The organism is Haematobacter massiliensis, from assembly GCF_000740795.1.
Classification (GTDB): domain Bacteria; phylum Pseudomonadota; class Alphaproteobacteria; order Rhodobacterales; family Rhodobacteraceae; genus Haematobacter; species Haematobacter massiliensis.
The window spans coordinates 254,384-275,492 of the sequence record NZ_JGYG01000007.1; the positions used below are offsets into that span (position 1 = coordinate 254,384).

A 21,109-nucleotide genomic window follows, 5' to 3' on the forward strand; every position below is an offset into this window, starting at 1 on the left:
GAGCGCGCAGAGCGCCGCAGCCGGCTCCCCATCCCACGCGACCCGATAGCGCCATCCCCGCCACCCGCCGATCGGATACGGCAGGCCCGGCGAAGCCGCTCCGCCGGAGCGGGTCGCGCGGCCTGCGGCGGTCCCATGGCAGCCGACCGTCCAACCCTCGCGGCATGGCCGAAAGTGCAGCGTGCTTCGCGCTCACAGTCGCGAAGAGCAGCTAGGGAGCGCAACCGGCCGATCACGTTGGCCGGCTCATGGTCCAACCGCGCGGGAAGCGCTTTCGTGAAGCTGGGCGTTGAACGATGAGCCTCGTCCTGCACCATGCACAGGGAGTGCCGGAACTCGACGGAGCTTCAATCCGATCAATTCCAGGCGCGGGGCGCGAACGCCCTCCACCGGGCAGGCGCAGGCCGATCAACCCCGTCCGCGGGGCGTGAACGCTCTCGCATCCCGCCTGTCGGGGCGCAAACGATCAATCCCGCGCGCGGGGAGCGCGAAGCCGAATGGGGCCTTCTGCGCCTTGCAGAACGTCTCGCCCCACGTCTGGACCCATGCGAGGAGGAAGAGAGCGCATCCCGCCCGCCACCGACACCCTTCCTCTACGCGCATCGGCAAACTGCCTCACGGCCAGCTCGCGCGCAGCAGACGCCGAGCGTCGAACGCGAGAGGGATGCGGAACGCCGCCATTCCCGCGCGCCCGGGCCGCCGTGCGCCGGCCTACCGTGTCCGTGCCGCCGTTTCCGACACCGCGCACCGCTCCCCGGGCCGCAGCACTGGAAAGGCCCGACCGCGACACCGGCAGAGACCAGCGGTCAGCACGGCTTGCAAAGACACTGACATTGCGGCTGCCCCCGGGTGAATTCCGCGCCGTGCCGCCCATCAAGCGCAACTTGTTGCCCGGAGTTGCAGTTTCCCATATGTCCCCTCTGGCCACGGGCGGTCCTTCGCGTATCTTCTCGCCCAACTGTCAGCGAGGCGAGAGATGATGTCACCGGCCCGAACCCTCACCGCGATGCTCGCCGCGGCGCTTCTCCTGCTGACCGCCTGCCGGGAGGAAGCGGCAGCGCCGGTGGTCGAAGGGCCCCGCCCGGTCAAGACGGTGACGGTCGCCTACACGGTGGTGAACAGCCCCGGCTCGCTCGTCGGCGAAGTGGCGCCCCAGATCGAAAGTGACCTTGGCTTCCGGGTCGGTGGGAAGCTCGCCCAGCGGCTCGTCGATGTCGGCGACGTGGTGACGGCGGGCGAGGTGCTCGCCCGTCTCGACATCGCACAGGCGCAAAACACCGTCCGGCAGGCGGAAGCCAACCTCGCCGCGGCAACCGCGCAGCGCGAGAACGCCGAGCAGACGGAAAAACGCACCACCGACCTGCTTGCCCGCGGTTTCGCAACCCAGGCGGCGGCGGATGCCGCCACGGCGCAGGCCAATGTCGCGCGCGCCAACGAACTTGCCGCGCAGGCCAATGTCTCCGATGCGCGGGATGGGCTGGGATATACCGATCTCGTCGCGCCTGAGGCGGGCGTGGTCATGGCGCGGGGCGCGGAGGTGGGACAAGTCGTCGCCGCGGGTCAGATGATCGTCGAACTGGCCCGTACCGACCTGAAGGATGCACAGTTTCAGGCCCCCGGCGCGGTTCTGGGCAGCGGCGCGGAGGACGCCCCCGTCACCGTCACCCTGCTCGATGACCCCAGCATCGTGGCCCGTGGCAGGGTGCGGGAAATCTCCCCCGCGGCGGATCCGGTGACGCGCACCTTCCGCGTCCGCGTAAGGATCGACAATGCTCCCGCCGCCTTCCGCTTCGGATCCGCCGTGCGGGGCATGTTGGAACTTCCGGGGCCGAAGGCCGCCGCGCTGCCGCTCTCGGCGCTGTTCAATACCGCGGACCGCCCGGCGGTCTGGGTCGTGGATGCGCAGGGCGTGGTTGAACTGACCCCCGTGGAGGTGCTGCGCTACGAGGGCGAGCGCATCCTGATCTCCGGCGGGCTGGAGGAAGGCGCGAAGGTCGTGGCGGCAGGCGTGCAGCGCCTTCGCCCGGGCATGCAGGTGCGGCTCCCCGCCGGTGATGTCTGATGGGAGGCTTCAATCTTTCGTCCTGGGCGCTGGCGCACCGGTCCTTCGTGACGCTGATCCTTGTCCTCGCCGCGCTGGCGGGCGGGCTGTCCTACCTGCGGCTCGGGCGGAGCGAGGATCCGAGCTTCACCATCAAGACGATGGTGCTTCAGGCGAACTGGCCCGGCGCCACGATGGAGGACACGCTCCATCAGGTGACGGACAGGCTGGAGCGGAAGCTTCAGGAACTCCCCGACCTCGACAACCTGAAAAGCCTGACGACACCGGGCCAGACCATCATCTACGTGACCCTGAGCGACGAGACCCCGCCGGAACGGGTGGAGGACAACTGGTATCAGGTGCGCAAGAAGGTGGCCGACATGGGCCGGGAGCTTCCCTCCGGCGTGCTCGGCCCGTTCTTCAACGATGAATTCGGCGATACCTACGGGATCATCTACGCCTTCACCGCCGATCCCGGCTTCTCGGAGCGGGAGCTTCGGGACGTGGTCGATGCGGCGCGCGACCGGGTTCTGCGCCTTCCCGGCATCGGCAAGGCCGAACTCATCGGCACGCAGGATGAGAAGATCTGGATCGAATTCTCCACCCGCCGCCTTGCCAGCCTCGGCATCGACCCGGAAGCGGTCATCGCCCAGATCCAGAACCAGAACGCCGTCGTCCCCGCCGGGGAGATCGTGACCAGCACCGACAGCACCCGGCTGGAGGTGACCGGCGCCTTCGGCAGCGAGGCGGAGATCGATAACCTCACCATCGCCACCCAGTCCGGGGTGGTGCGGCTTGACGATATCGCCACGGTCCGCCGCGGCCCGGTCGATCCGGCCCAGCCGATGTTCCGCGACGCGGGCCAGCCCGCCATCGGCCTTGCCATGTCGATGAAGGAGGGCGGCGACGTGCTCGCCCTCGGGCGGCAGATCGACACGGTCATCGCCGAGGTGAAATCCGACCTGCCCATCGGGATCGACGTATCGCAGGTCTCCAATCAGACCGCGGTGGTTCAGCACGCCGTCTCCGGCTTTACCCGCGCCCTGGCGGAGGCGGTGGTGATCGTGCTCGCCGTCTCCTTCGTGGCGCTCGGGTTCCGGGCGGGGCTGGTGGTGTTCGTCTCCATCCCCCTGTCGCTGATGCTGGTGTTCCTTGCCATGGAACTCTACGGGATCGCGCTGCAGCGGGTCTCGCTCGGGGCGCTCATCATCGCGCTGGGGCTGCTGGTGGATGATGCGATGATCACAGTGGAGATGATGGTCTCCAAACTGGAAGAGGGCATGGAAAAGGCCAAGGCCGCCGCCTATGCTTGGACTTCCACCGCCTTTCCGATGCTGACCGGCACGCTGGTGACGGTCGCGGGCTTCGTTCCCGTGGGATTCGCGAAAAGCGCGGCCGGGGAATATGCCAACTCCCTGTTCTGGGTGATTGCCTTCGCGCTCATCCTGTCGTGGATCGTGGCGGTGCTGGCCTCGCCCATCGTCGGGGTCTGGGTGCTGCCCGCCCGGATCAAGCACAAGCATGAGGGCGAGGGCCGTTACATCGCGGCCTTTCGCCGCTTCCTGACGCGGGCGCTGCACTGGCGCTGGCCCATCGTCATCGGCACGCTTTTGCTGTTCGCGCTGTCCATTCTGGGCGCGATGCGGCTGCCACAGCAGTTCTTTCCGCCCTCGGACCGGCCGGAACTGCTGCTCGACCTCAACCTGCCGCAATCCGCCTCCATCGAGCGCACCCGACAGGTCGTGACCGAGGTGGAGAAGATCGTCGCGGCAGAGGCCGAGGTGGAAAGCTTCAGCTTCTACGTGGGCGAAGGCGCGATCCGCTTCTACCTGCCGATGGATGTGCTGCCGCCCGCCAGCTACACCGCGCAGGGCGTGCTGGTCACCACCGCCACCGCCGATCGCCCGGCCCTTACGGCACGGATTCAGCGGGCGTTGGAGGACCGCTTCCCCGATGTCCTCTCCCGCGTGGCGCCGCTGGAGCTTGGCCCGCCGGTGGGCTGGCCCGTGCAGATCCGGGTGAGCGGCGAGGATTTGGGCGCGGTCCGCGACCTTGCATGGCAGGTGGCCGATGTCATGGGCGCCGCCCCCGGCGCGGTCAATGTCAACCTCGACTGGAACGAGCCCGCCCGCCTCATCCGCATCCGCGTGGATCAGGACCGCGCGCGGCTCGTCGGCCTGTCCTCCTCCCAGCTAGCGCAGGCGCTGCTGGCCGTCACCAGCGGCGTGAACATCACCCAGATCCGCGACGACATCTACCTTGTCGATGTCGTGGGCCGCGGCGCGGAGAACGAGCGGCGCGACGTGGATACCCTCCTCGCCCTTCAGATCCCGCTGGGCGGCGGGCGCACCGTGCCGCTGATCTCGGTCGCGAGCTTTGACTACGCCACCAGCCAGCCCGTGGTCTGGCGGCGGGACAGGCTCCCCACGATCACTGTGCGCGCCGATGTCGCCAACACTACGGCCGAGGCGATGGCCGCGGGCATCGCCCCCGAGATAGACCGCCTCGCCGCCGCCAACCCGGAGATGCGTCTGGAAACCGGCGGCGTGGTCGAGGAAAGCGAAAAGGGCCTCGGCTCGGTGGTGGCCGTGTTCCCGCTCATGCTCATCCTCATCCTCGTCATCCTCATGGCGCAGTTGCAAAGCGTGCAGCTGCTCGTCCTCGTCCTCTCCGTCGTGCCGCTCGGGCTGATCGGGGTGGTGGCGGCGCTGATGATCACCGGCCTGCCGGTGGGCTTCATCGCGGTGCTGGGGATCGTCGCGCTGATCGGGATGATCGCGCGCAACTCGGTGATCCTCGTCGAGCAGATCGAGCAGCACCGCGCGGCGGGGGAAGATGGCTGGTCGGCGCTGATCGACGCGACGGTGAGCCGCGCGCGCCCGATCGTTCTCACCGCCGCCGCCGCGATTCTGGGCATGATCCCCATCGCGCGAGAGGTGTTCTGGGCGCCGCTGGCCTTCTCCGTCATAGGGGGGCTGACGGTCGCGACCGTTCTGACGCTGGTGTTCCTGCCTGCCCTCTACGCACTCTGGTTCCGGCTGGAGCCGCCCCCCGCCGCCTCGCCGTCATCGCCACCCTCCCCGTCGGCCTGACGGCCGCCACCCCATGACAGGCAGAGGGGCAGCCCTGCAGCGGATGCGCCGCTCTCACGGGCACTCACCCTCGTGGCCGTCCAAGCCGAGGACCGCAGCCCACCCTCCGAAGCACCCGTCCCGCGCCCTCACGCGGCTCCGGCTCCGCGGGCTTTTTGCGGACGGTCCGGCGGAGGCCGGTTTTGTGGGAAGCCCCCGATCCAACACCCGGCAAGCGGCTGGAAAACCCCGAATATCATGTCTGTCCTCGAAAATCGGAAAATCGACCCAGGAAAGCCACGAACATGTAGATCCAGCAGGATTTCGTCAGATTGCGACCGATTTCCGCTCCGACGCAGACCAAAAACCTTTTTCAGCAGCCTGCCGCCCCCTCGCGCGTGCGCCTGACGGCCCGGTCCGTCGTCTCCGCGCGGCACCGCGAACATTTTCCAAGGCCCGCCAGATCGGAACCGCAACCTCCTTCGCCCCCGCCTGCCCCTACGTTCGCAAGATGCCCAGCCCCCGACAAACACCCCCACACACGGGCGTATGCGCCTGCATGCGCAAGATGCCCGCGCCATCAATACTCCGCAGGTATTTCGCATCCGGGCCATGTCCTATGCGCGCAAGATGCCTGCTCCGCTACATTCGCCGGAGCGCTGGCCCTACATGCAAACACCACACACCTCGAGCAGAACGCGGCCTTGGCCCCCGCGCGTCTGCGCAAATTGCCGGTTGGTGGGCGATACGACCTTCAGCCCAGTCCCATGGCCTTAGCCCTGCAGCCCTTGCGCGCATGCGAACCCCAACATTCGGAGCGCGCTGGAGCAAGGCTTAGCCCCGCGCGCGCTGCAGCATCCCGATATCTCCAGGGTGACGGGTCACTTAGTCCCGCGCGCGCGCAGCCACCGCAGCAGATCGGCCGCCGGGCACTTAAGTCGCGCGCGCGGGCGAGTCACGACAGGGCCACGGGGCCGGGCTGGCAAGGCCGCATCCACTTAAGTCGCGCGCGCGGGCGAGTCACGACCGACCCCGCCGCGCCGCCGGACACCGCGCCGGCACTTAGCCCCCCGCGCGCGAGTCACGACAGCCGACACATGGCCATCACACGGCTCACTGTAGCCCCAGCCCGCGCGTGCGAGCTTTTGGCACGGGAAAAGAACGGAAGAGCCTGTCCTTAGCCCGGCTCGCGCGTGCGCACTTCCCGACGGCGCACTTCCCAAGACAGCACGGAACTGCTCCCCAAGCATCCTCAGCCCCGCGCATGAGCAATTCCATTCCCGTTGTTTCCGCACCCAGCCCAGACCCTTTACCCGCGCGCATACATGCGAGCACTGCCCATCGCCCGCATAACAGCCCGGCTCGGCGCCTTCATCCGCGCACCTGCGCGGCGCACCCACAGCCGGAAGAGGCGGATCCCCCTCGCACCCGCGGGGGGAAACGTCTATGACGGCGCCATGACCACGCCCTTCGAGATCTTCCTTGCCGCCCCGCCGGGGCTTGAACCCGTCCTTGCCGAAGAAGCGGCGGAGGCGGGCTTCCCGGCGCCCCGCGTGCTGGAGGGCGGCGTCGCCTTCGACGGCGGCTGGGAAGAGGTGATGCGTGCTAATCTCGTGCTGCGGGGGGCCACCCGCGTGCTGGCCCGGATCGGGGCGTTCCGCGCCCTCCACCTCGCCCAGCTCGACAAACGCGCGCGCCGCTTTCCATGGGGAGAGGTACTGCGCACCGACATGCCCGTCCGCGTCGATGTCACCAGCCGCCGGTCCCGCATCTATCACGCCGGCGCCGCGCGGGAGCGGATCGAAACAGCGCTGCGGGAAAGCGCGGGCATCCCCGTCGCCGCGCCCCGCGACAAGGAGAGCGAAGACCCGCCCGAAGACGCCATCGCCCTCAAGATCCGCATCGAGGACGATCTCGTCACCATCAGCGTCGATACCTCCGGCCCCTCCCTGCACAAGCGCGGCCACAAGGAGGCGGTGAACAAGGCGCCGCTACGCGAAACACTCGCCGCGCTGTTCCTGCGTCAATGCGGCTATACCGGGGCAGAACCGGTGGTCGACCCGATGTGCGGCTCCGGCACTTTCGTGATCGAGGCGGCAGAGATCGCGGCCGGCCTGCTCCCCGGTCGCAGCCGCCGCTTCGCCTTCGAGGATCTGGCATGCTTCGACCCGGTCCGCTGGGCCGCGCTGAAAGAGACCGCGGCTCCCCGCGTGCCCGCTGTCACCTTTCACGGCAGCGATCGCGACGAAGGAGCGATCCGCATGAGCACCGCCAATGCCGCCCGGGCCGGCGTGACGGACTGGACCCGCTTCACCCGCCTTCCGGTGAGCGAGGCGCGCCCGCCCGAAGGAACTCCCGGCCTCGTCATGGTGAACCCGCCCTATGGTGCGCGGCTCGGCAATCCCAAGCTGCTGGCCGGACTTTACGGCGCACTCGGGCAGACGCTGAAGCAGCATTTCACCGGCTGGCGTGTGGGTCTCATCACCTCGGAGGAGCGTCTGGCCCGTACCACCGGCCTCCGTTTCCTGCCCCCCGGCCCGCCCGTGCCGCATGGCAGCCTGCGCATCCGCCTCTACCGCACCGACCCGCTCTGACCGCCGGGCGGCGGCCGTTCCTCAGATCACGCACCCCCCGCTCTTTCGCATCCCCCCTGACTGGCCCACAGGAACTACGCTGGAACGCAGGACCCACACCCCGCGCAGGCCGCAAAGGAGGCGGAGTCTACAGCCCGCCGACAGCACCGCTGCCTCTCGCATCATGCCCGCCCGGCAGTACCGCCGCCTGGACCGGGAGAGCCGGCCAGTCCAGACTGGCCGCGCAGGGCTGGTCGACCGGGTCGTTCTCGCCCGGCCCCACGCGGACGCGAGCTTTCAGGTCATCAATTCGCCGCGCCGAACTTCTCGACCAGCGCATCCAGCCCCATCTGATGCGCGGCCGTCACTGTGGCGATGGCAGCCTCGTCATTCAGTTCGGGCGGCGGATCGTTGTTTGGAAAGCCGCGATAGAAGGCGCCCGTCCACTGAACCTTCGCCTTTCCGCCCTCGTCCTTCACGGCGATGATGCCGGAATAATTGGTCACGGCCAGCGCCTTGATGTTGTCGGTCACGGTCCGGTAGGAATAGGTATGGCGCTCGGGGTTCCACTTGGTCAGCTCCTCGGTCGTCTGCTCGCCATTGTCCCAGGTGACGGTGCGCTGCTCGTCCTGCTTGACCTCCGCGCCGGATACCGTCTCCACCGACTTCGCCCGCGGATACCACGACAGGTCGTCGAACTTGCCGATCACCGCCCAGACCTCATCGGGCGTCGCGTTCAGGGTCACCTCCTGCACCACCTTCTGCCGCGACGGGCCATGCGCTTCGGCCAGTCCCGCTCCGAACACCAGCGCTGCCCCTGCGGTGAGCACCATCACCAATTTCCGCATCACGTCCTCCCCCGGCTCCCCCACCGGACCAGTCCGACCAGCCTAACCGCAGCCGAGCCGAGAGCAATGCAACGAAAGTCTTACCCGGGCCCCGCTCGATGCCGCAGGCCGGACCGGAGCATCCAGGCCGAACGGATGACCCACCACAGGTTTCCTCCCTCCCTCCCGCAACCGGTTCAGGCGGCCTTCCATACCGGTACGATTGCTCGACCTCCTCCTGCGCGCGTTTCAATCCGGCGCTGGCGCCGATCCACACCCTTCCAAGGCGGGCCTCCGCCCGCGCGCATGTCGGTGTGGGTGATCTGACCGCGACCCGCAATGCGCTCAGGTCCCTCCGCCCGCGCGCATGTCGGTGTGGGGGGCGACTTTCGTTCTTGGCGCGATTCGGACCTCCTCCTTCCGCACGTGGCAGTCCGGCGACCCGAACCGGAACAGATTGATCCTCCTCAGCCCGCGCGCGTGGCGGTCGGAGCGTCGGCGGTCGGAATCCCGAATGTCCCGGTCCTCCTCAGCAAGCGCGTGTGGCGGGCAGGCAGAAACAAGCTCTGTGCTACTAGCTGTCATATTGTCCTCCTCAGCGCGCGCGTGGCGGTCAGGGGTCGGAGCGCACGATTGTCCAGGGCGCGAAGTCTCTGCGTCCACGCGCGTGGTGGTCGCCTGTCCGTTATCAGGCGGAGGAAGGCTGGGTGGAGCCCTCCGCCCGCGTGCGTGGTGGTCAAGGCGATAGGCGCAGTCGCGCGCCATCATCTCATGCGCGACCTCCGCGTGACGGCCCCGCTGTTCGAACTGGCTCACGGCATCGCCGTCCCCTTCGAGGCCGAGCCAGGTCAGGCCGCGAAGGGGATGGGCAGGCCCGCACATTGATCGGCAAGTGCCTCCGCCCTCGCGCATGGTGGTAAAGGGAAATCCCCATCATGTTTCATGGGTGGTCTTCCGCCTCCGCCCGTGCGCGTGATGGTCAAGGATTGGACATGCAGGCTCGCAAAATTTAACAGTCCGTCGGCCCGCGCACCTGCCAGTCGGCAATGCAGGCAATTGCGCAGTCTCAGCTGATGCCCCCGCGCGCCTGGCAGTCGCCGTTGGTTATGGGGCCATGGTTTCCGGTAGCGCCCCTGCCCCCGCACGCGCGTGACAGTCGCCGCCCTCAAGGTACAGGTCCCCACGGATGGGGCCCCCTGCCCCTGCGCGCGTGGCAGTCGCGCATTCCGAGTCCCCTTTCCCGGCACCACGGATTCCCTGCCCCCCAAGCGCGCGTCGCAGTCGCGACTTTCAGATGCTCCGCCGCCTCCCTCAGCGCCCCCTGCCCCCCGAGCGCGTGGCAGTCGTGATAAATTCGGCAATTATTCAAGTAAGTGCCCCCTGCCACCGCGCGTGACAGTCGCTTCGTGATAGTAGACATGTCTGGTGTTGAAAGCCCCTGCCACCGCGCGCGTGGCACCCGCATGACGTGGACGGGTGGCAGGATCAACAACCCCTCCCTTCCCGATCCTCGCCTAACCGAGAGCGACCGGACGACAAGGGGCGACCGCATCCGCGCGATGCGATCCCCGACGACCGGGCGATCACATGGTCCCCTCCGCGGCTACTCAGCGCTCCCGGATACACCCGGCAGAGAGCCGCAATCGGAGTGTTGGCACCGGCAAACGCTCGCGAACCATGTTCTGGGGCATTCTCCCTCGTTGCGCTTGGCCATCGAATTCCGTAACCCGATCTGGCAAACAGGAGAAACACGCCCCATGCGCATGACCGATACCGTGTTGAAGCCGATGCATCCGGAAGGGTGGCGCTTCGTCGGCATTTTCGCGGTGATCACCGCCCTGCTGTTCTGGCTCTGGGAGCCTCTGGGCTGGATCGGCGTGGTGCTGACCATCTGGTGCTACTACTTCTTCCGCGATCCCGTGCGGCAGGTGCCGGAGGGTGAAGGGCTGGTCATCAGCCCGGCGGACGGGATGATCTCGCAGATCGCGACGGTCCTGCCCCCGCCGGAACTCGGCATGGCAGCTGAACCGATGACGCGGATCTCTGTCTTCATGTCCGTGTTCAACGTCCATGTGAACCGGTCGCCGGTTTCGGGCGTTCTGAAGAAGATGGCCTATACCAAGGGAAAATTCGTCAACGCGTCGCTGGACAAGGCGTCGGAGCATAACGAGCGCAACGCCCTGCTTATCGCGCTGCCCGATGGCCGTGAGATCGCCTGCGTGCAGATCGCGGGGCTGGTCGCGCGCCGCATCCTGCCCTTCGTGAAGGAGGGCGATACCCTCTATGCCGGGCGACGGTTCGGCCTGATCCGGTTCGGCTCGCGGGTGGATGTGTATCTGCCGCCGGGCGTGACGCCGCTGGTGGCGGAAGGCCAGACGATGATCGCGGGCGAAACGGTCATGGCGGACCTCACCGCCAGCCTGCCGCCTCGCCCGGCCCGCGCGGAGTAGAGCCCATGGCCCGCCGCCCCCGCGCCGACCGTGTCCGCCAGCTCGCCCTGCCGCAACTGCTGCCGAACCTCCTGACGCTGGGCGCGATCTGCGCCGGGCTGACATCGCTCCGCTTCGCCATCGCCGGGCGCTTCGGCGAGGCCGTGGGCCTCATCATCCTAGCCGCGATCCTGGACGCGCTCGACGGCCGGATGGCCCGGATGATGGGCAGCGAAAGCGCCATCGGCGCCGAACTCGATTCGCTCGCCGACTTCCTGAACTTCGGCGTGGTGACGGGGATGCTCATCTATCTCTCCATGCTGTCGGATATCGCGAATGTCGGCTGGATCGCGGTGCTCGTCTATGTGGTGGGCTGTGTGCTCCGCCTTGCGCGGTTCAATGTGGATGCCCGGTCCCCGGCGCCCGGCCCCTCGCTGGGCGGCTTCATCGGCGTGCCCTCGCCCGCCGGCGCCATGCTGGCCATGCTTCCGCTCTTCCTGAACGAAGCGCTTCCTGCGGGCACCAAGGTTCCCGATATCCTGAGCGCGGTATGGCTGGCGATCGTGGGCTTCCTGCTCATCAGCCGCATTCCGACACCCTCGCTCAAGAAACTCAAGATCAGGCCGGAACATCTGCCCTACTGGGTGATCCTGCTGGTTGCCATCATCGCCGTCTTGTTCACCTGGCCCTGGTGGACGCTGATCGCGGCTGACGTGGCTTATCTCTGCGTGGTGGGCTGGTCGGCCCTGCGCCGGTTGTCGAAACAGGGGAAGAGTGAACATGAGGCCTGATGCCGTTACCTCCACCTATCGCCGATGGGCGCCCATCTACGACGCGACCTTCGGGCGGGTGACGAATGCCGGGCGGCAGCGCGCCGCCGCACATGTCAGCCGCCGGGGCGGCGAGGTGCTTGAGGTCGGCGTCGGCACCGGCCTCGTCCTGCCGCTCTATCAGGGCGGCGTGCGGGTGACCGGCATCGACTATTCTCAGGAGATGCTGGCCAAGGCGGAGGAGAAGGTCACCGAACTCTCGCTCTCCCATGTGGAGGGGCTGCACCGGATGGATGCCCGGTCGCTCGAGTTCCCGGATGCGAGCTTCGATACCGTCGCCGCGATGCACGTGCTCTCCGTGGTTCCGGAGCCGGAGAAGGTGCTGTGCGAGATGGCGCGCGTATGCCGTCCGGGGGGGCAGCTGGTCATCGTGAACCACTTCACCGCGGAAGCCGGTCCGCTCCGGGCGCTGGAGCGGCTCTCCACCCGTTTCGAGGATCTGCTGGGCTGGCAATCGGACTTCCCGATAGAGCGCGTGCTGGGCCATCCCGAGCTGGACGTGGCGGAGCGGGAAAGCCTTCCCCCCTTCGGCATGATGACCTGGTTGGTGCTCGACCGCCGGGGCTGCTGACCCGGTGAGAAAACCTGCCGCCAGAGACGTGAATAACCCATAATCCGCTGTTGAGCCCGTCGGCAGCTGCCGAGCCGGACAGCAGCGGGTCACTGGCGGCGAAGGGGCGATCATTCCGCCCGCTCTATCGGACATGCGGCCAAATAACTCGCGCCGGCTCCCCGAAGCCTTTGCGGCTTTGGCGTGATGACCCAGCGTGTGTGCGAAAGCCCGGGCTGCTGAGCCTTCTCCCGCCGGGAAGACAACCTGCGGCCGGGGGGTAAAATCGCTCGGAGCCGGCTGTCGATACCCCATCGGCAGACGCCGAGACATGGGCCGGGCTGCGCGCCGCACGATGGCGACGAAACCCGAATCGGCTTGCCCTGATACAGAAGGGCAGCGTTACGCATCGGCGGCAACGCTGCGGCGCTGGTGTCTGAACAGCAGTTTCGCAAAGATACTCTACCGCTTGCCAGAGGCAGCCCGATCCGTTCAGCACGATAGCGCGAGGATGCGCAATCCGACAGCCGGTCGCTCGCGGGCAGGCGTTGCGGGGTCATCGACCATCGCCGCCGTGCGGGGACAGGCGCAATCCGGGATCACCCCCTCCTGCCCCGGCCGACCAAGGACCGGTCTCCCGGCCCGCCCGGTGGCCTAAGCACTCGCCCGACACCCGACACCCGACACCCGACACCCGACACCCGACGAAGGTTGTCCCGGCAGAGCACCACCGGCCAGCCCCAAAAAACCTGCCGGGGTCGAAAGTTCGCCGCCCCGCACTGCATCCGCGAACCCAGGCTCCGGGGGTAACGCTTGCGGGATCGTCGCCAGATCATTACTTCTGGAAGGAAGATCGCGGCGTGAGAGGTGAGAAGGCCCATGTATACCGGCATCGTTCAGGCCGTCCGTCCCGTCACGGAGATAGCTGCCTATCCCGGCGGGCAATCGCTGACCCTTGAGTTCACGCCGGACCTGCTGGCCGAGCTGGCCATCGGCGCCTCCGTTTCGGTCGAGGGCGTATGCCTCTCCGTCACGCGGATGGAGGGCACGCGCGTCTCCTTCGATGCGATGGATGCGACGCTCTCCCGCACCAACCTGTCGCGGCTCGCCGCACAGGGGCGGGCCAATGTGGAACGCTCCGCCAAGCAGGGCGCTGAGGTCGGCGGCCATATCATCGCGGGCCACATCGCCACTACGGCAGAAATCGTGGAGATCGAGACGGAAGCCGATCAGGCATTCCTGCGCTTCCGCGTGCCCGCGGCATGGGCGAAATACATCTTTCCGCGCGGTTTTCTGGCGGTCAACGGCTGCTCCCTCACCGTCGCTGACCGGGAGGATGGCGGGCCGGAAGGCGATATCTTCCGCATCAACCTCATTCCCGAGACCCTGCGCCAGACCACCTTCCGCGACTACCGCCCGGGCGATCTGCTGAACATAGAGGTCGATCACGCGACGATGGTCATGGTCGATACGATCGAGCGCACCGTCTCCCGCGTGCTCCCCGATCTCCTGCGCCGCGCCGCCTGACCCCGCCAAGGATACATCCCCATGACCGCCAGGATCCTCTGCATCGGCGAGGCGCTGATCGACATGGTGCCGCGCGACCTGTTCGGCCGCACGGCGTTCCTGCCACTCGCAGGGGGCGCGGTCTTCAACACCGCCATCGCGGCGCGCAGGCTCGGCGCGGATGTCGCCTTCTGCTGCGGCCTCTCCACCGATATGTTCGGGGAGCAGCTCGCTCAGGCGCTGCTGCGGGACGGGGTGGATATCTCTCCCTGCCCGCGGAGCGACCGGCCCACCACGCTCGCCTTCGTTTCCCTGACCGATGGGCAGGCGCGCTACAGCTTCTTTGACGAGAATACCGCCGCCCGCATGATCCAGCCGACCGACCTGCCGGATATAGGGTCAGACATCGGCGCGGTGTTTCTGGGCGGCATCAGTCTCGTCTCGGAACCCTGCGCGACCACGATAGAGACCTTCGCCACCCGTGCGGCAGAAGCAGGGCGGCTTATGATGCTGGATCCCAACATCCGCCCCGGTTTCATCCGCGACGAGACCGCCTACCGCGCGCGGCTCGACCGGTTGATGCGCAAGGCCCATGTGGTGAAACTGTCGGCAGAGGACATGGTCTGGCTCCTTGGCCCCGTGACCCCCGCGGAAGGCGCGGCGGCGCTTCACGCGCTCGGCCCCCGCGTGGTGCTCGTCACCGAAGGGGCGGAGGGAGGATCCGCTCACCTTGCGGGCGGCGTTACGAAGGTCCTGCCTCCTGAGGTGACCGTCGCCGATACCGTCGGCGCGGGCGATACGTTCAACGCGGGCTTCCTCGCGAGCCTCGCCGATGCCGGGCTCCTCTCGCCGGAAGGGATCGCGGCCCTGACGGCAGCGACGGTGGCTCAGCATCTGGAACAGGCGGTTTATGCCTCCTGCCTCTCCGTCACCCGGATCGGTGCGAATCCCCCGTCGCGAGAGGAGATGTCGATTTTCCGGCGCGGACTGGCCCGGCCCGCCTGAAACCGCCGGCCTGAGATGGCAGACCCGACCTATCCGCAGGGCGCGCCGAAATTGATGACCCAGACCGGCCCCCGGCTGCCCCGCACCATCGCGGCGCCCGCCTCGTAACTCGACCGCCTGAGGTTGTTCGCCCGATGTCCCGGGCTCAGCATCCAGCCGCGCACGACCGCCTGCGCATCGGGCTGCCCGCGCGAGATATTCTCCGCATAGTCGCAGCCGCGGTAGCCCCGCGCCACCATCCGATCCCGCGCGCTCGACCCGCCCTGCCCCGTGTGAGAGAAAGTGCCCGTGCTGGCGATCCATGACGCGTGATCGGCCGCCGATGCCGCCAGCCGATCCGACCAGGAGAGCGGATGCAGCCCCTCCCGCTCGCGCTCCGCGTTGATGAGCCGGAGAACGTCACCCCCCTGCCCTGCCGGCGCGCTTACCTGACTGGCGGGTGCCGAAGGGCCGCGACTGCTCCCCGGCACCACGAGCGGCACCGGAATGATACAGGCAGAGAGCGCCAGAAAGCCCGCCAGCCCAAGCGCCGGTTTCAGAATGTTGCGAGTCATAGTACCTCCCTTTCGGGAGCAACCGTCAGGCGGCGTCCCTGTTCCCTCTCGCCGCGCCTCTGCTCAGATGTCGTCGAACAGGCCGGGCGCCATTTCCTCCCAGAAGGCGAAGATCGCGCGGGCGTTCAGCGCGCTGGACCAGCCGAAACGCCGGAAATCCTCCCGCTCGAGCTCCCCTTCCAGCCGGGCAAGGAACAGGCGGCGGTCCGCGTCGCGCTGGGTCGGGTTGCGTCGGGAGACCGCGGCTTCCACTGCCGCGAACCGCGCGCGTCGGGCAAGCCGTTCTGCCGCCCTCGCCTCGTCCTCCGCATCGGTCTCCGCCTGGCTCGTCGCCCGTCGGGCCGCCGCGATCCGCGCCGCTTCCGACGGCTCTTCCACCGCGACCGTTACCGGCTGGCGCAGGGCGACCCGCAGGTATCCCGCCGGGTTCCGCACACCGCTCCGCCCCGCGACCGCCGCGAGCTTCTCAGAGATCACGTCCTCGCCATGCTCGCCGATCCACTGGCGTGCCAGCCGGTCGGAAATCCCCTGCCCCAGCAGCCGCTCATAGACCGGGCTATGCGTGAACTCCTCGCCCTCCTCCGTGTCGATCACCCCGAGCTGCGGGTTTTCCCGGATCAGGAAGCGCAGCTCGGCGACCGCGCGCCCCTTGCGGTGGAACTCCGGCGTGATCTGGATGTTGGAGGTGCGGTTGACCTCCCCCACTGCCGGGCGGATCACCTTGGCGTTCAGATGTTTGAACGTGCGGTAATAGTCGCTTTCTTCCACTCCCATCAGGCGCCGGAACGTCTCCAGCGGCCACCACCCGGTGCTGCCCGTCCGCACGAAGCGGTAGCAGTTCTCGTAGAGCGCCAGCCCGTGACCGGACGTGAACCGCTTCTGGATATTGAGGTTGATGAGCGCGAAGACCTTCGGGTCGTGCAGCTTCTCCGCCAGTGCGGGGGAATAGGCGTATTCGCAGATGCCGCCCTTCAGCTTGGCATAGGACAGGAGCGAGGAGACCCCCCATTCCTGCCGCCCCTTCTCGTCCAGCATGTCCCATTCGGCCACGGTTTCCGCCAGCCCGCGCAGCGCGTCGCGGAGCGTTGCCGTATCGTTGGAATTGTAGCCGATCATCAGCGAGAGCGTGCGCGCATCTATCGTATGTTTGGGCCGCGAGATGAGCGTGTCATAGGCGTTGAGCAGCAGCACATTGGACAGCTTGCGCTGCAACAGCGTCAGCTTGCCGGAGACGTGGATCGCCGCCACGTTCTTCTTGACCGACTGCCGGCGCAATGCGCCTGTGAGCCGGTCACTGGGAAGCGTATCGCCCGATTGCCTGTCGGGCCCGCGGGGAGCGAGGGTGCGCTGCATCACGGTATGCCGAGCCTCTGGTCTGCTTGCTGCCATCGATTCGCCACCTCTCTCGGGCGGCTCTGGCGGGACTATCCCGCCATGGGCACCCCGCCGCAAGTCATTTTCGGGTACCTTTGGCCTCCGTGGATGCATTTGCCCCCTTGCCCCGCCCTCAGCTCTCATCCGCTCCGCTTCTGACGCGCGCAACTTCTTCCTGCAGACGGGTGCCTTCTGCTTTGCCCCCTGATCTCAAGGTACCCGTCTGCGGGAGCAGCATGTCTGACCGTGAAGCCCGTTCCGGCCCCAGAGCCTTCGGCAATCCGGCCATAGGATGACTTCCCGAAAACGGGTGCCTGTGCCGCAAGGTACTGGCTCCGCCGATCCCTGAGCGCCCCCGAAAACGGGTGCCACTCCATAAGCACTGGCGCCGGGGCCCCGATAGCCCTCCTGAAAACGGGTGCCTTTGCTTTTTGATGGTTCGATAATGCCCAGGCGGTACCCGCTGGCCGAGATGCATCCCGTAAACAGGTTCCTGTCCATCGCGTAATCCGGGTGGAGCATCCTGCAGATGGGTGCCTTGAGGATCATCACCTGTCCTGAAAACGGGTGCTTTGCGCGGTAAATGCCGCGAATGGGGCCTGACCGGCTCTTTCTACCTCTGGCGCTGCCGTTTCCCTGCATCCGGATACCTGCAATCCCGTGTTCTGGTACCCGTTCCCCTGCATCCAGATGCCCTTCGTCCCGAATGGTGGTACCTGACGCCCCCTAATACCTTGTGCTTACGTAATTTATTGCGCGCAAAGCTTTCAAAGAAGTGAAAATCATCAAAGCGCAACGTGCGCTTGAGTGATGCAATATTCATGGTTTTCGGGCAGGTTTCGCGGCGAAACCCCATCTCCTGTTTGCAGACGAAACCCGATGTGCGATAGTTTTGCGCATGACAGCCGGAATGGCGCACATGAGGCGGGAACAGATGAGCAAACGGCCCGAGACACCCTTGCAACCCTATCAGAACATAGATCCTGCCCGCGCGGCAAGCCGCCTTGGCGGGCCGGTCGATACCGCCCGCTTCGCCAAGGCTGCCGCCTTCTGCGCGCGCGGACGGGATGACCTGGCCCGCCGGGGCTATGCACCGGACGGACGCAAGCACCTGCGGAAGTTCTCGTTGTGGGAGATCACGCGCTATCTGATCCCGGTCGCGCCCGCGCATCTCCGCCGTGTTCTTCGCGCCAATCCGGATCTTCCCCAGGGCGAGGGGGACGCAGGGTCCAAATGGTTCACCTTGGAAGAGGTGCTGACCCTGCGCGACTTCTTTGCCAAAGAGGGTTCCGCAACCAAGGAGTACCGCCCCTTCCGTCCAGAGGGTCTGCCCGCAAAGGTCGTGGCTGTCGCCAACTTCAAGGGCGGCTCGGGCAAGACCACCACCGCCGCGCATCTTGCCATGGCCGCGGCGCTGGACGGCTACCGGGTGCTGGTGATTGATCTGGACAGCCAAGGCTCCATGACATCGCTGCTTGGCGGGGTGGTGCCGGACGAATGGAAGACGGTATTTCCCCTCATCGCCAAGGACTACGCCCAGGCCATCGTGGCGGAGAACGAGGTCCGTGCGGCGAGCGGTGCCCCTGCCCTGCCGCTGGATGAGACCCTGACGGAAGCGCTGACGGTTTCGCCGCGAAACCTGATCCAGTCCACGCACTGGCCGAACATCGATCTGATCGGCGCGCAGCTGAACCTTTACTGGGCCGAGTTTCAGATCCCCGTCTGGCGCATGGGCCTGCGCTCCTGGCCGCTCTGGGATGCGCTGGGGAATTTCCTGAATTCGGACGGGATCCTCGACAGCTACGACATCGTGTTCCTCGATACGCCGCCCGCGCTCGGCTATCTCACCATCAATTCGCTGGCAGCGGCGGATATCCTGCTCGTTCCGCTTGGCGCGTCCTTCCTGGAGTTCGACTCCACTGGCCGCTTCTTTGACATGCTCTACTCCACCTTCGCCTCCATCGAGGAAGGCGAGAATGCGCAGCGGAGGATCGCCGGACTGCCGGAGGTGAAATTCGAATGGGACGTGGTGCGCGCCATCGTCACCCGGTTCGACGCGAGTCAGCAGACCGACCTTGCCAATGTCATTCAGGCCTACTTTGGCGATTTCATGAATGCCTACCGGCAGGAGTTCACGGCGCTGGTCGGTCAGGCGGGCGAGCAGATCAACGGCATCTATGAGGCGGATTACCGCGAGTTCAACCGCGACACCTATCTGCGCGGGCGGGAGGCTTTCGACCGGACCTATGCGGAGTTCAAGGAACTGCTGATCGGCGCCTGGTGGCGCGACATGCAGATGGCGAAGGAGGAGGCGGAACATGGCGAAGCGCAGGAAGCTTGAGGCGCCGGACGCGGCGGAGCTTGCGGCCCTTGAGGAAGGTTTCGCCGCGAAACCTGTCCCCGACCGTTTCGGCATCACTGTGCCGCCCATTGCCAGCGTCGTGGCGGAGGCCGCGCGACTCAGCGAACCCGGCACTCCTGAACAAAGGGTAAAGGCAGCGCGCGATGCCTCCGACGCCGGCGCATGGCGGGAGGCGGTGGAGCAGGGCCGCGTCGTGGAGAACCTGCCGCTCGCCGCCATCGCGCTCGACCATATCGTCCGGGACAGGATGAGCGTCTCGCGCGAGGAAATGGAGGAGTTGAAGACGTCGCTCCGCACAAGCGGCCAGCGGCTTCCGGTTGAGGTCGTGCCGGTCGGGGACGGGCGTTATGGCCTCATTTCGGGCTGGCGGCGGGTTACGGCGCTCCGCGAGCTTGCGGAACAGGGCGGCGTGCAGACGGTGCGGGCGATCGTCCGGGGTGCGGATGACTCCGGCAGCGCCTATGCGGCGATGGTGGAAGAGAACGAGGTGCGCGCGGCCCTCACGCCCTATGAGCGGGGCCGTATTGCGGTGATCGCGGCGGAGCAGGGCGCGTTCCGTTCGCCGGAAGCGGCGGTGGATGCGATATTCGCCGCAGCCTCCAAGGCGAAGCGCTCCAAGATTCGCAGCTTCGCGCTCGTGCACGAGGAACTGGGTGATCTGCTGGCCTTTCCGACCGACCTTTCGGAACGCAATGGCCTGCGGCTCGCCCAGGCGATCCGCAACGGCCTCGGCCCGGAACTTCGGGAGGCGCTCGGCTCCGGCATGGGCGCGGACGCGGGGCAGGAATGGACGCTCCTCGAACCGGTGGTGCAGCAGGGGGACGCGCCGGTGAAGGCGGAGCGGGGTGGCAGGCCGAAGCGGGAAAAACCTGCATCGCTGCGCGAGACCCTCGCCAACGGCATCACGCTCGAATGTCAGCGGCTGGACGACGGGTTCACGCTCCGGCTCCGCGGGCGGAATGCGGACAGCCAGTTGATGTCCTTGCTTGCCGAAGAAATCCGTCGCTTGCTGGAGCCGATCTGATCTCATAGAGTTATGACCATAATGTTGGTCATGAGGCGCAGATGCGGATTGCGGTTGCGGATGCGAAGGCGCAGTTTTCCGAGCTGATCCGCCGGGCGGAGGCGGGGGAGACCGTGGAGCTGACGCGCTACGGCCGGCCCGTGGCGCGGATCACCGCTGCGGGGCAGGAGGCGGAGGTGCCTCTGGTCGGGGCGCTCTCGGGCCGCATCCTGTGGCGGCGTTCGGGGGGCGACGCGGAACGGCAGGCCGAGATGGACCCGCCGGAGGACGGTCGAGACAGCGGTGGAGGCGGGATGTGAGCGTCCTTCGCGATGCGAAGAAGATGCTGCTGACCGCCCTGAACGGCGCGGGACACGCTTCACGCTCCGAGGCTGCCGCAGCGGCGGCGGTCGGCGCAGCGGTTCCAGGGAGGCGGGGGCAAGGCGCGCTGGCCACCATACCGGTAGAGGGCGGAAACCCCGGCAAGGCGGAGGGCAATCCGCCCAACCCGCCTGACAGCGGCGGAGCGGGGGCGTGAGGGCCTTCCCCGACGGGGAGGTGCTGTTGGCGGCGCTGGCGGGGGAGGGCCTTTCTCCGCCGCACAGGGCGGCCCTTGCAGCGGCGGAGGCGGTCGTCGTCAGCGCGGCCGTTCTGTGGCAGATCGAAAGCTGGCGCGCGGCCGGATCGGTGGAAATTCGGGGCGATCTGGCCGAGACCCTCCGCCGTGCGGGGTGCCGCATGCTGGCCGTCACGGGGGAGCACGTCGCCACAGCGGGCGGTCTGACGAGAGGGCAGGGGGGCGGTCACGATCGGAGCGGCAGGCGGGAGGCGGGGCAGCGCGGCTCTCGGGTGATGCCGGCGGGCGCCCCGTTGGCCACCTTGCCGATGATCGCCCCGCTCCTTGTGGCGCAGGCGCGGGCGGAGGGTCTGGTGATCCTCTCCTCCGACCGGGTGTATCGCCTCTATGACGTGGAGTGGCTCTGA

16 protein-coding genes are annotated in these 21,109 nt (G+C 67.3%); 13 read left to right on the top strand and 3 right to left on the bottom strand.

The genetic code is table 11. The features are described from left to right. The first annotated feature begins 979 nt into the window (after window positions 1-979). From CN97_RS12255 to CN97_RS12265, 3 genes are all read left to right on the top strand, one after another. Complete coding sequence (locus CN97_RS12255; RefSeq protein ID WP_035711901.1) at window positions 980-2,062, top strand: efflux RND transporter periplasmic adaptor subunit; 1,083 nt, start codon at window positions 980-982, stop codon at window positions 2,060-2,062. Continuing rightward, on the top strand, window positions 2,062-5,133 hold the full coding sequence (locus tag CN97_RS12260; protein ID WP_035711761.1) for an efflux RND transporter permease subunit: 3,072 nt from the start codon (window positions 2,062-2,064) through the stop codon (window positions 5,131-5,133). The genes CN97_RS12255 and CN97_RS12260 overlap by 1 nt, the downstream gene beginning before the upstream one ends. Before the next feature lie 1,436 nt (window positions 5,134-6,569). Continuing rightward, complete coding sequence (locus CN97_RS12265; RefSeq protein WP_035711763.1) at window positions 6,570-7,706, top strand: THUMP domain-containing class I SAM-dependent RNA methyltransferase; 1,137 nt, start codon at window positions 6,570-6,572, stop codon at window positions 7,704-7,706. Window positions 7,707-7,990: 284 nt separating this feature from the next. Here CN97_RS12265 and CN97_RS12270 read toward each other — a convergent pair whose 3' ends face one another. Further along, the gene (locus CN97_RS12270; RefSeq protein WP_035711764.1) at window positions 7,991-8,533 is read right to left on the bottom strand and encodes an SRPBCC family protein; all 543 of its coding nucleotides are present in this window, start codon (window positions 8,531-8,533) and stop codon (window positions 7,991-7,993) included. A gap of 1,538 nt (window positions 8,534-10,071) precedes the next feature. Between CN97_RS12270 and CN97_RS12280 the strand changes: the two genes are divergently transcribed. The 5 genes from CN97_RS12280 to CN97_RS12300 all read left to right on the top strand — a co-directional run bounded on the left by CN97_RS12280 (window position 10,072) and on the right by CN97_RS12300 (window position 14,832). Beyond that, window positions 10,072-10,962, top strand: a complete 891-nt coding sequence (locus tag CN97_RS12280; RefSeq protein ID WP_084684146.1) for a phosphatidylserine decarboxylase — start codon at window positions 10,072-10,074, stop codon at window positions 10,960-10,962. Window positions 10,963-10,967: 5 nt separating this feature from the next. Continuing rightward, window positions 10,968-11,732 carry a CDP-alcohol phosphatidyltransferase family protein gene (locus CN97_RS12285; protein WP_035711770.1) on the top strand — a complete coding sequence of 255 codons (765 nt, stop codon included), beginning with the start codon at window positions 10,968-10,970 and terminating at the stop codon, window positions 11,730-11,732. Continuing rightward, on the top strand, window positions 11,722-12,342 hold the full coding sequence (locus CN97_RS12290; protein WP_035711772.1) for a class I SAM-dependent methyltransferase: 621 nt from the start codon (window positions 11,722-11,724) through the stop codon (window positions 12,340-12,342). Before CN97_RS12285 ends, CN97_RS12290 begins: the two co-directional genes overlap by 11 nt. A gap of 858 nt (window positions 12,343-13,200) precedes the next feature. Next, a complete protein-coding gene (locus CN97_RS12295; protein WP_035711774.1) occupies window positions 13,201-13,848 on the top strand; it encodes a riboflavin synthase in 648 nt (215 codons plus the stop codon). A gap of 21 nt (window positions 13,849-13,869) precedes the next feature. After that, window positions 13,870-14,832 (top strand): carbohydrate kinase family protein, encoded by a 963-nt coding sequence (locus tag CN97_RS12300; RefSeq protein ID WP_035711777.1) that lies wholly within the window; start codon window positions 13,870-13,872, stop codon window positions 14,830-14,832. Window positions 14,833-14,861: 29 nt separating this feature from the next. Here CN97_RS12300 and CN97_RS12305 read toward each other — a convergent pair whose 3' ends face one another. Further along, window positions 14,862-15,386, bottom strand: a complete 525-nt coding sequence (locus tag CN97_RS12305) for a CAP domain-containing protein (protein WP_051911206.1) — start codon at window positions 15,384-15,386, stop codon at window positions 14,862-14,864. A gap of 63 nt (window positions 15,387-15,449) precedes the next feature. Continuing rightward, complete coding sequence (locus CN97_RS12310) at window positions 15,450-16,739, bottom strand: replication initiation protein (RefSeq protein WP_035711780.1); 1,290 nt, start codon at window positions 16,737-16,739, stop codon at window positions 15,450-15,452. 955 nt (window positions 16,740-17,694) lie between these two features. On the opposite strand from CN97_RS12310, the gene CN97_RS12315 reads away from it, so the two are divergent. Genes CN97_RS12315 through CN97_RS12335 form a run of 5 tightly spaced genes read left to right on the top strand, consistent with a single transcriptional unit; the run spans window position 17,695 to window position 21,109 of the window. Beyond that, window positions 17,695-19,101 (top strand): AAA family ATPase, encoded by a 1,407-nt coding sequence (locus tag CN97_RS12315; RefSeq protein WP_035711906.1) that lies wholly within the window; start codon window positions 17,695-17,697, stop codon window positions 19,099-19,101. Beyond that, entirely contained in the window at window positions 19,079-20,146 is a 1,068-nt protein-coding gene (locus tag CN97_RS12320) for a ParB/RepB/Spo0J family partition protein (RefSeq protein ID WP_035711782.1), read from the top strand. The genes CN97_RS12315 and CN97_RS12320 overlap by 23 nt, the downstream gene beginning before the upstream one ends. 41 nt (window positions 20,147-20,187) lie before the next feature. After that, window positions 20,188-20,445 (top strand): type II toxin-antitoxin system Phd/YefM family antitoxin, encoded by a 258-nt coding sequence (locus CN97_RS19925; protein ID WP_051911207.1) that lies wholly within the window; start codon window positions 20,188-20,190, stop codon window positions 20,443-20,445. Then, window positions 20,442-20,663 carry a hypothetical protein gene (locus tag CN97_RS12330; RefSeq protein WP_035711784.1) on the top strand — a complete coding sequence of 74 codons (222 nt, stop codon included), beginning with the start codon at window positions 20,442-20,444 and terminating at the stop codon, window positions 20,661-20,663. The genes CN97_RS19925 and CN97_RS12330 overlap by 4 nt, the downstream gene beginning before the upstream one ends. Next, window positions 20,660-21,109, top strand: a complete 450-nt coding sequence (locus tag CN97_RS12335) for a PIN domain-containing protein (RefSeq protein ID WP_035711786.1) — start codon at window positions 20,660-20,662, stop codon at window positions 21,107-21,109. The genes CN97_RS12330 and CN97_RS12335 overlap by 4 nt, the downstream gene beginning before the upstream one ends.

What these genes read in the sequence shown, in the direction of transcription:
- CN97_RS12255 (WP_035711901.1), top strand. Translation starts at nt 980, where the DNA reads ATGTCACCGGCCCGAACCCTCACCGCGATGCTCGCCGCGGCGCTTCTC.
- CN97_RS12260 (WP_035711761.1), top strand. Translation starts at nt 2,062, where the DNA reads ATGGGAGGCTTCAATCTTTCGTCCTGGGCGCTGGCGCACCGGTCCTTC.
- CN97_RS12265 (WP_035711763.1), top strand. Translation starts at nt 6,570, where the DNA reads ATGACCACGCCCTTCGAGATCTTCCTTGCCGCCCCGCCGGGGCTTGAA.
- CN97_RS12270 (WP_035711764.1), bottom strand. Translation starts at nt 8,533, where the DNA reads ATGCGGAAATTGGTGATGGTGCTCACCGCAGGGGCAGCGCTGGTGTTC.
- CN97_RS12280 (WP_084684146.1), top strand. Translation starts at nt 10,072, where the DNA reads ATGCGATCCCCGACGACCGGGCGATCACATGGTCCCCTCCGCGGCTAC.
- CN97_RS12285 (WP_035711770.1), top strand. Translation starts at nt 10,968, where the DNA reads ATGGCCCGCCGCCCCCGCGCCGACCGTGTCCGCCAGCTCGCCCTGCCG.
- CN97_RS12290 (WP_035711772.1), top strand. Translation starts at nt 11,722, where the DNA reads ATGAGGCCTGATGCCGTTACCTCCACCTATCGCCGATGGGCGCCCATC.
- CN97_RS12295 (WP_035711774.1), top strand. Translation starts at nt 13,201, where the DNA reads ATGTATACCGGCATCGTTCAGGCCGTCCGTCCCGTCACGGAGATAGCT.
- CN97_RS12300 (WP_035711777.1), top strand. Translation starts at nt 13,870, where the DNA reads ATGACCGCCAGGATCCTCTGCATCGGCGAGGCGCTGATCGACATGGTG.
- CN97_RS12305 (WP_051911206.1), bottom strand. Translation starts at nt 15,386, where the DNA reads ATGACTCGCAACATTCTGAAACCGGCGCTTGGGCTGGCGGGCTTTCTG.
- CN97_RS12310 (WP_035711780.1), bottom strand. Translation starts at nt 16,739, where the DNA reads ATGCAGCGCACCCTCGCTCCCCGCGGGCCCGACAGGCAATCGGGCGAT.
- CN97_RS12315 (WP_035711906.1), top strand. Translation starts at nt 17,695, where the DNA reads ATGAGCAAACGGCCCGAGACACCCTTGCAACCCTATCAGAACATAGAT.
- CN97_RS12320 (WP_035711782.1), top strand. Translation starts at nt 19,079, where the DNA reads ATGGCGAAGCGCAGGAAGCTTGAGGCGCCGGACGCGGCGGAGCTTGCG.
- CN97_RS19925 (WP_051911207.1), top strand. Translation starts at nt 20,188, where the DNA reads ATGCGGATTGCGGTTGCGGATGCGAAGGCGCAGTTTTCCGAGCTGATC.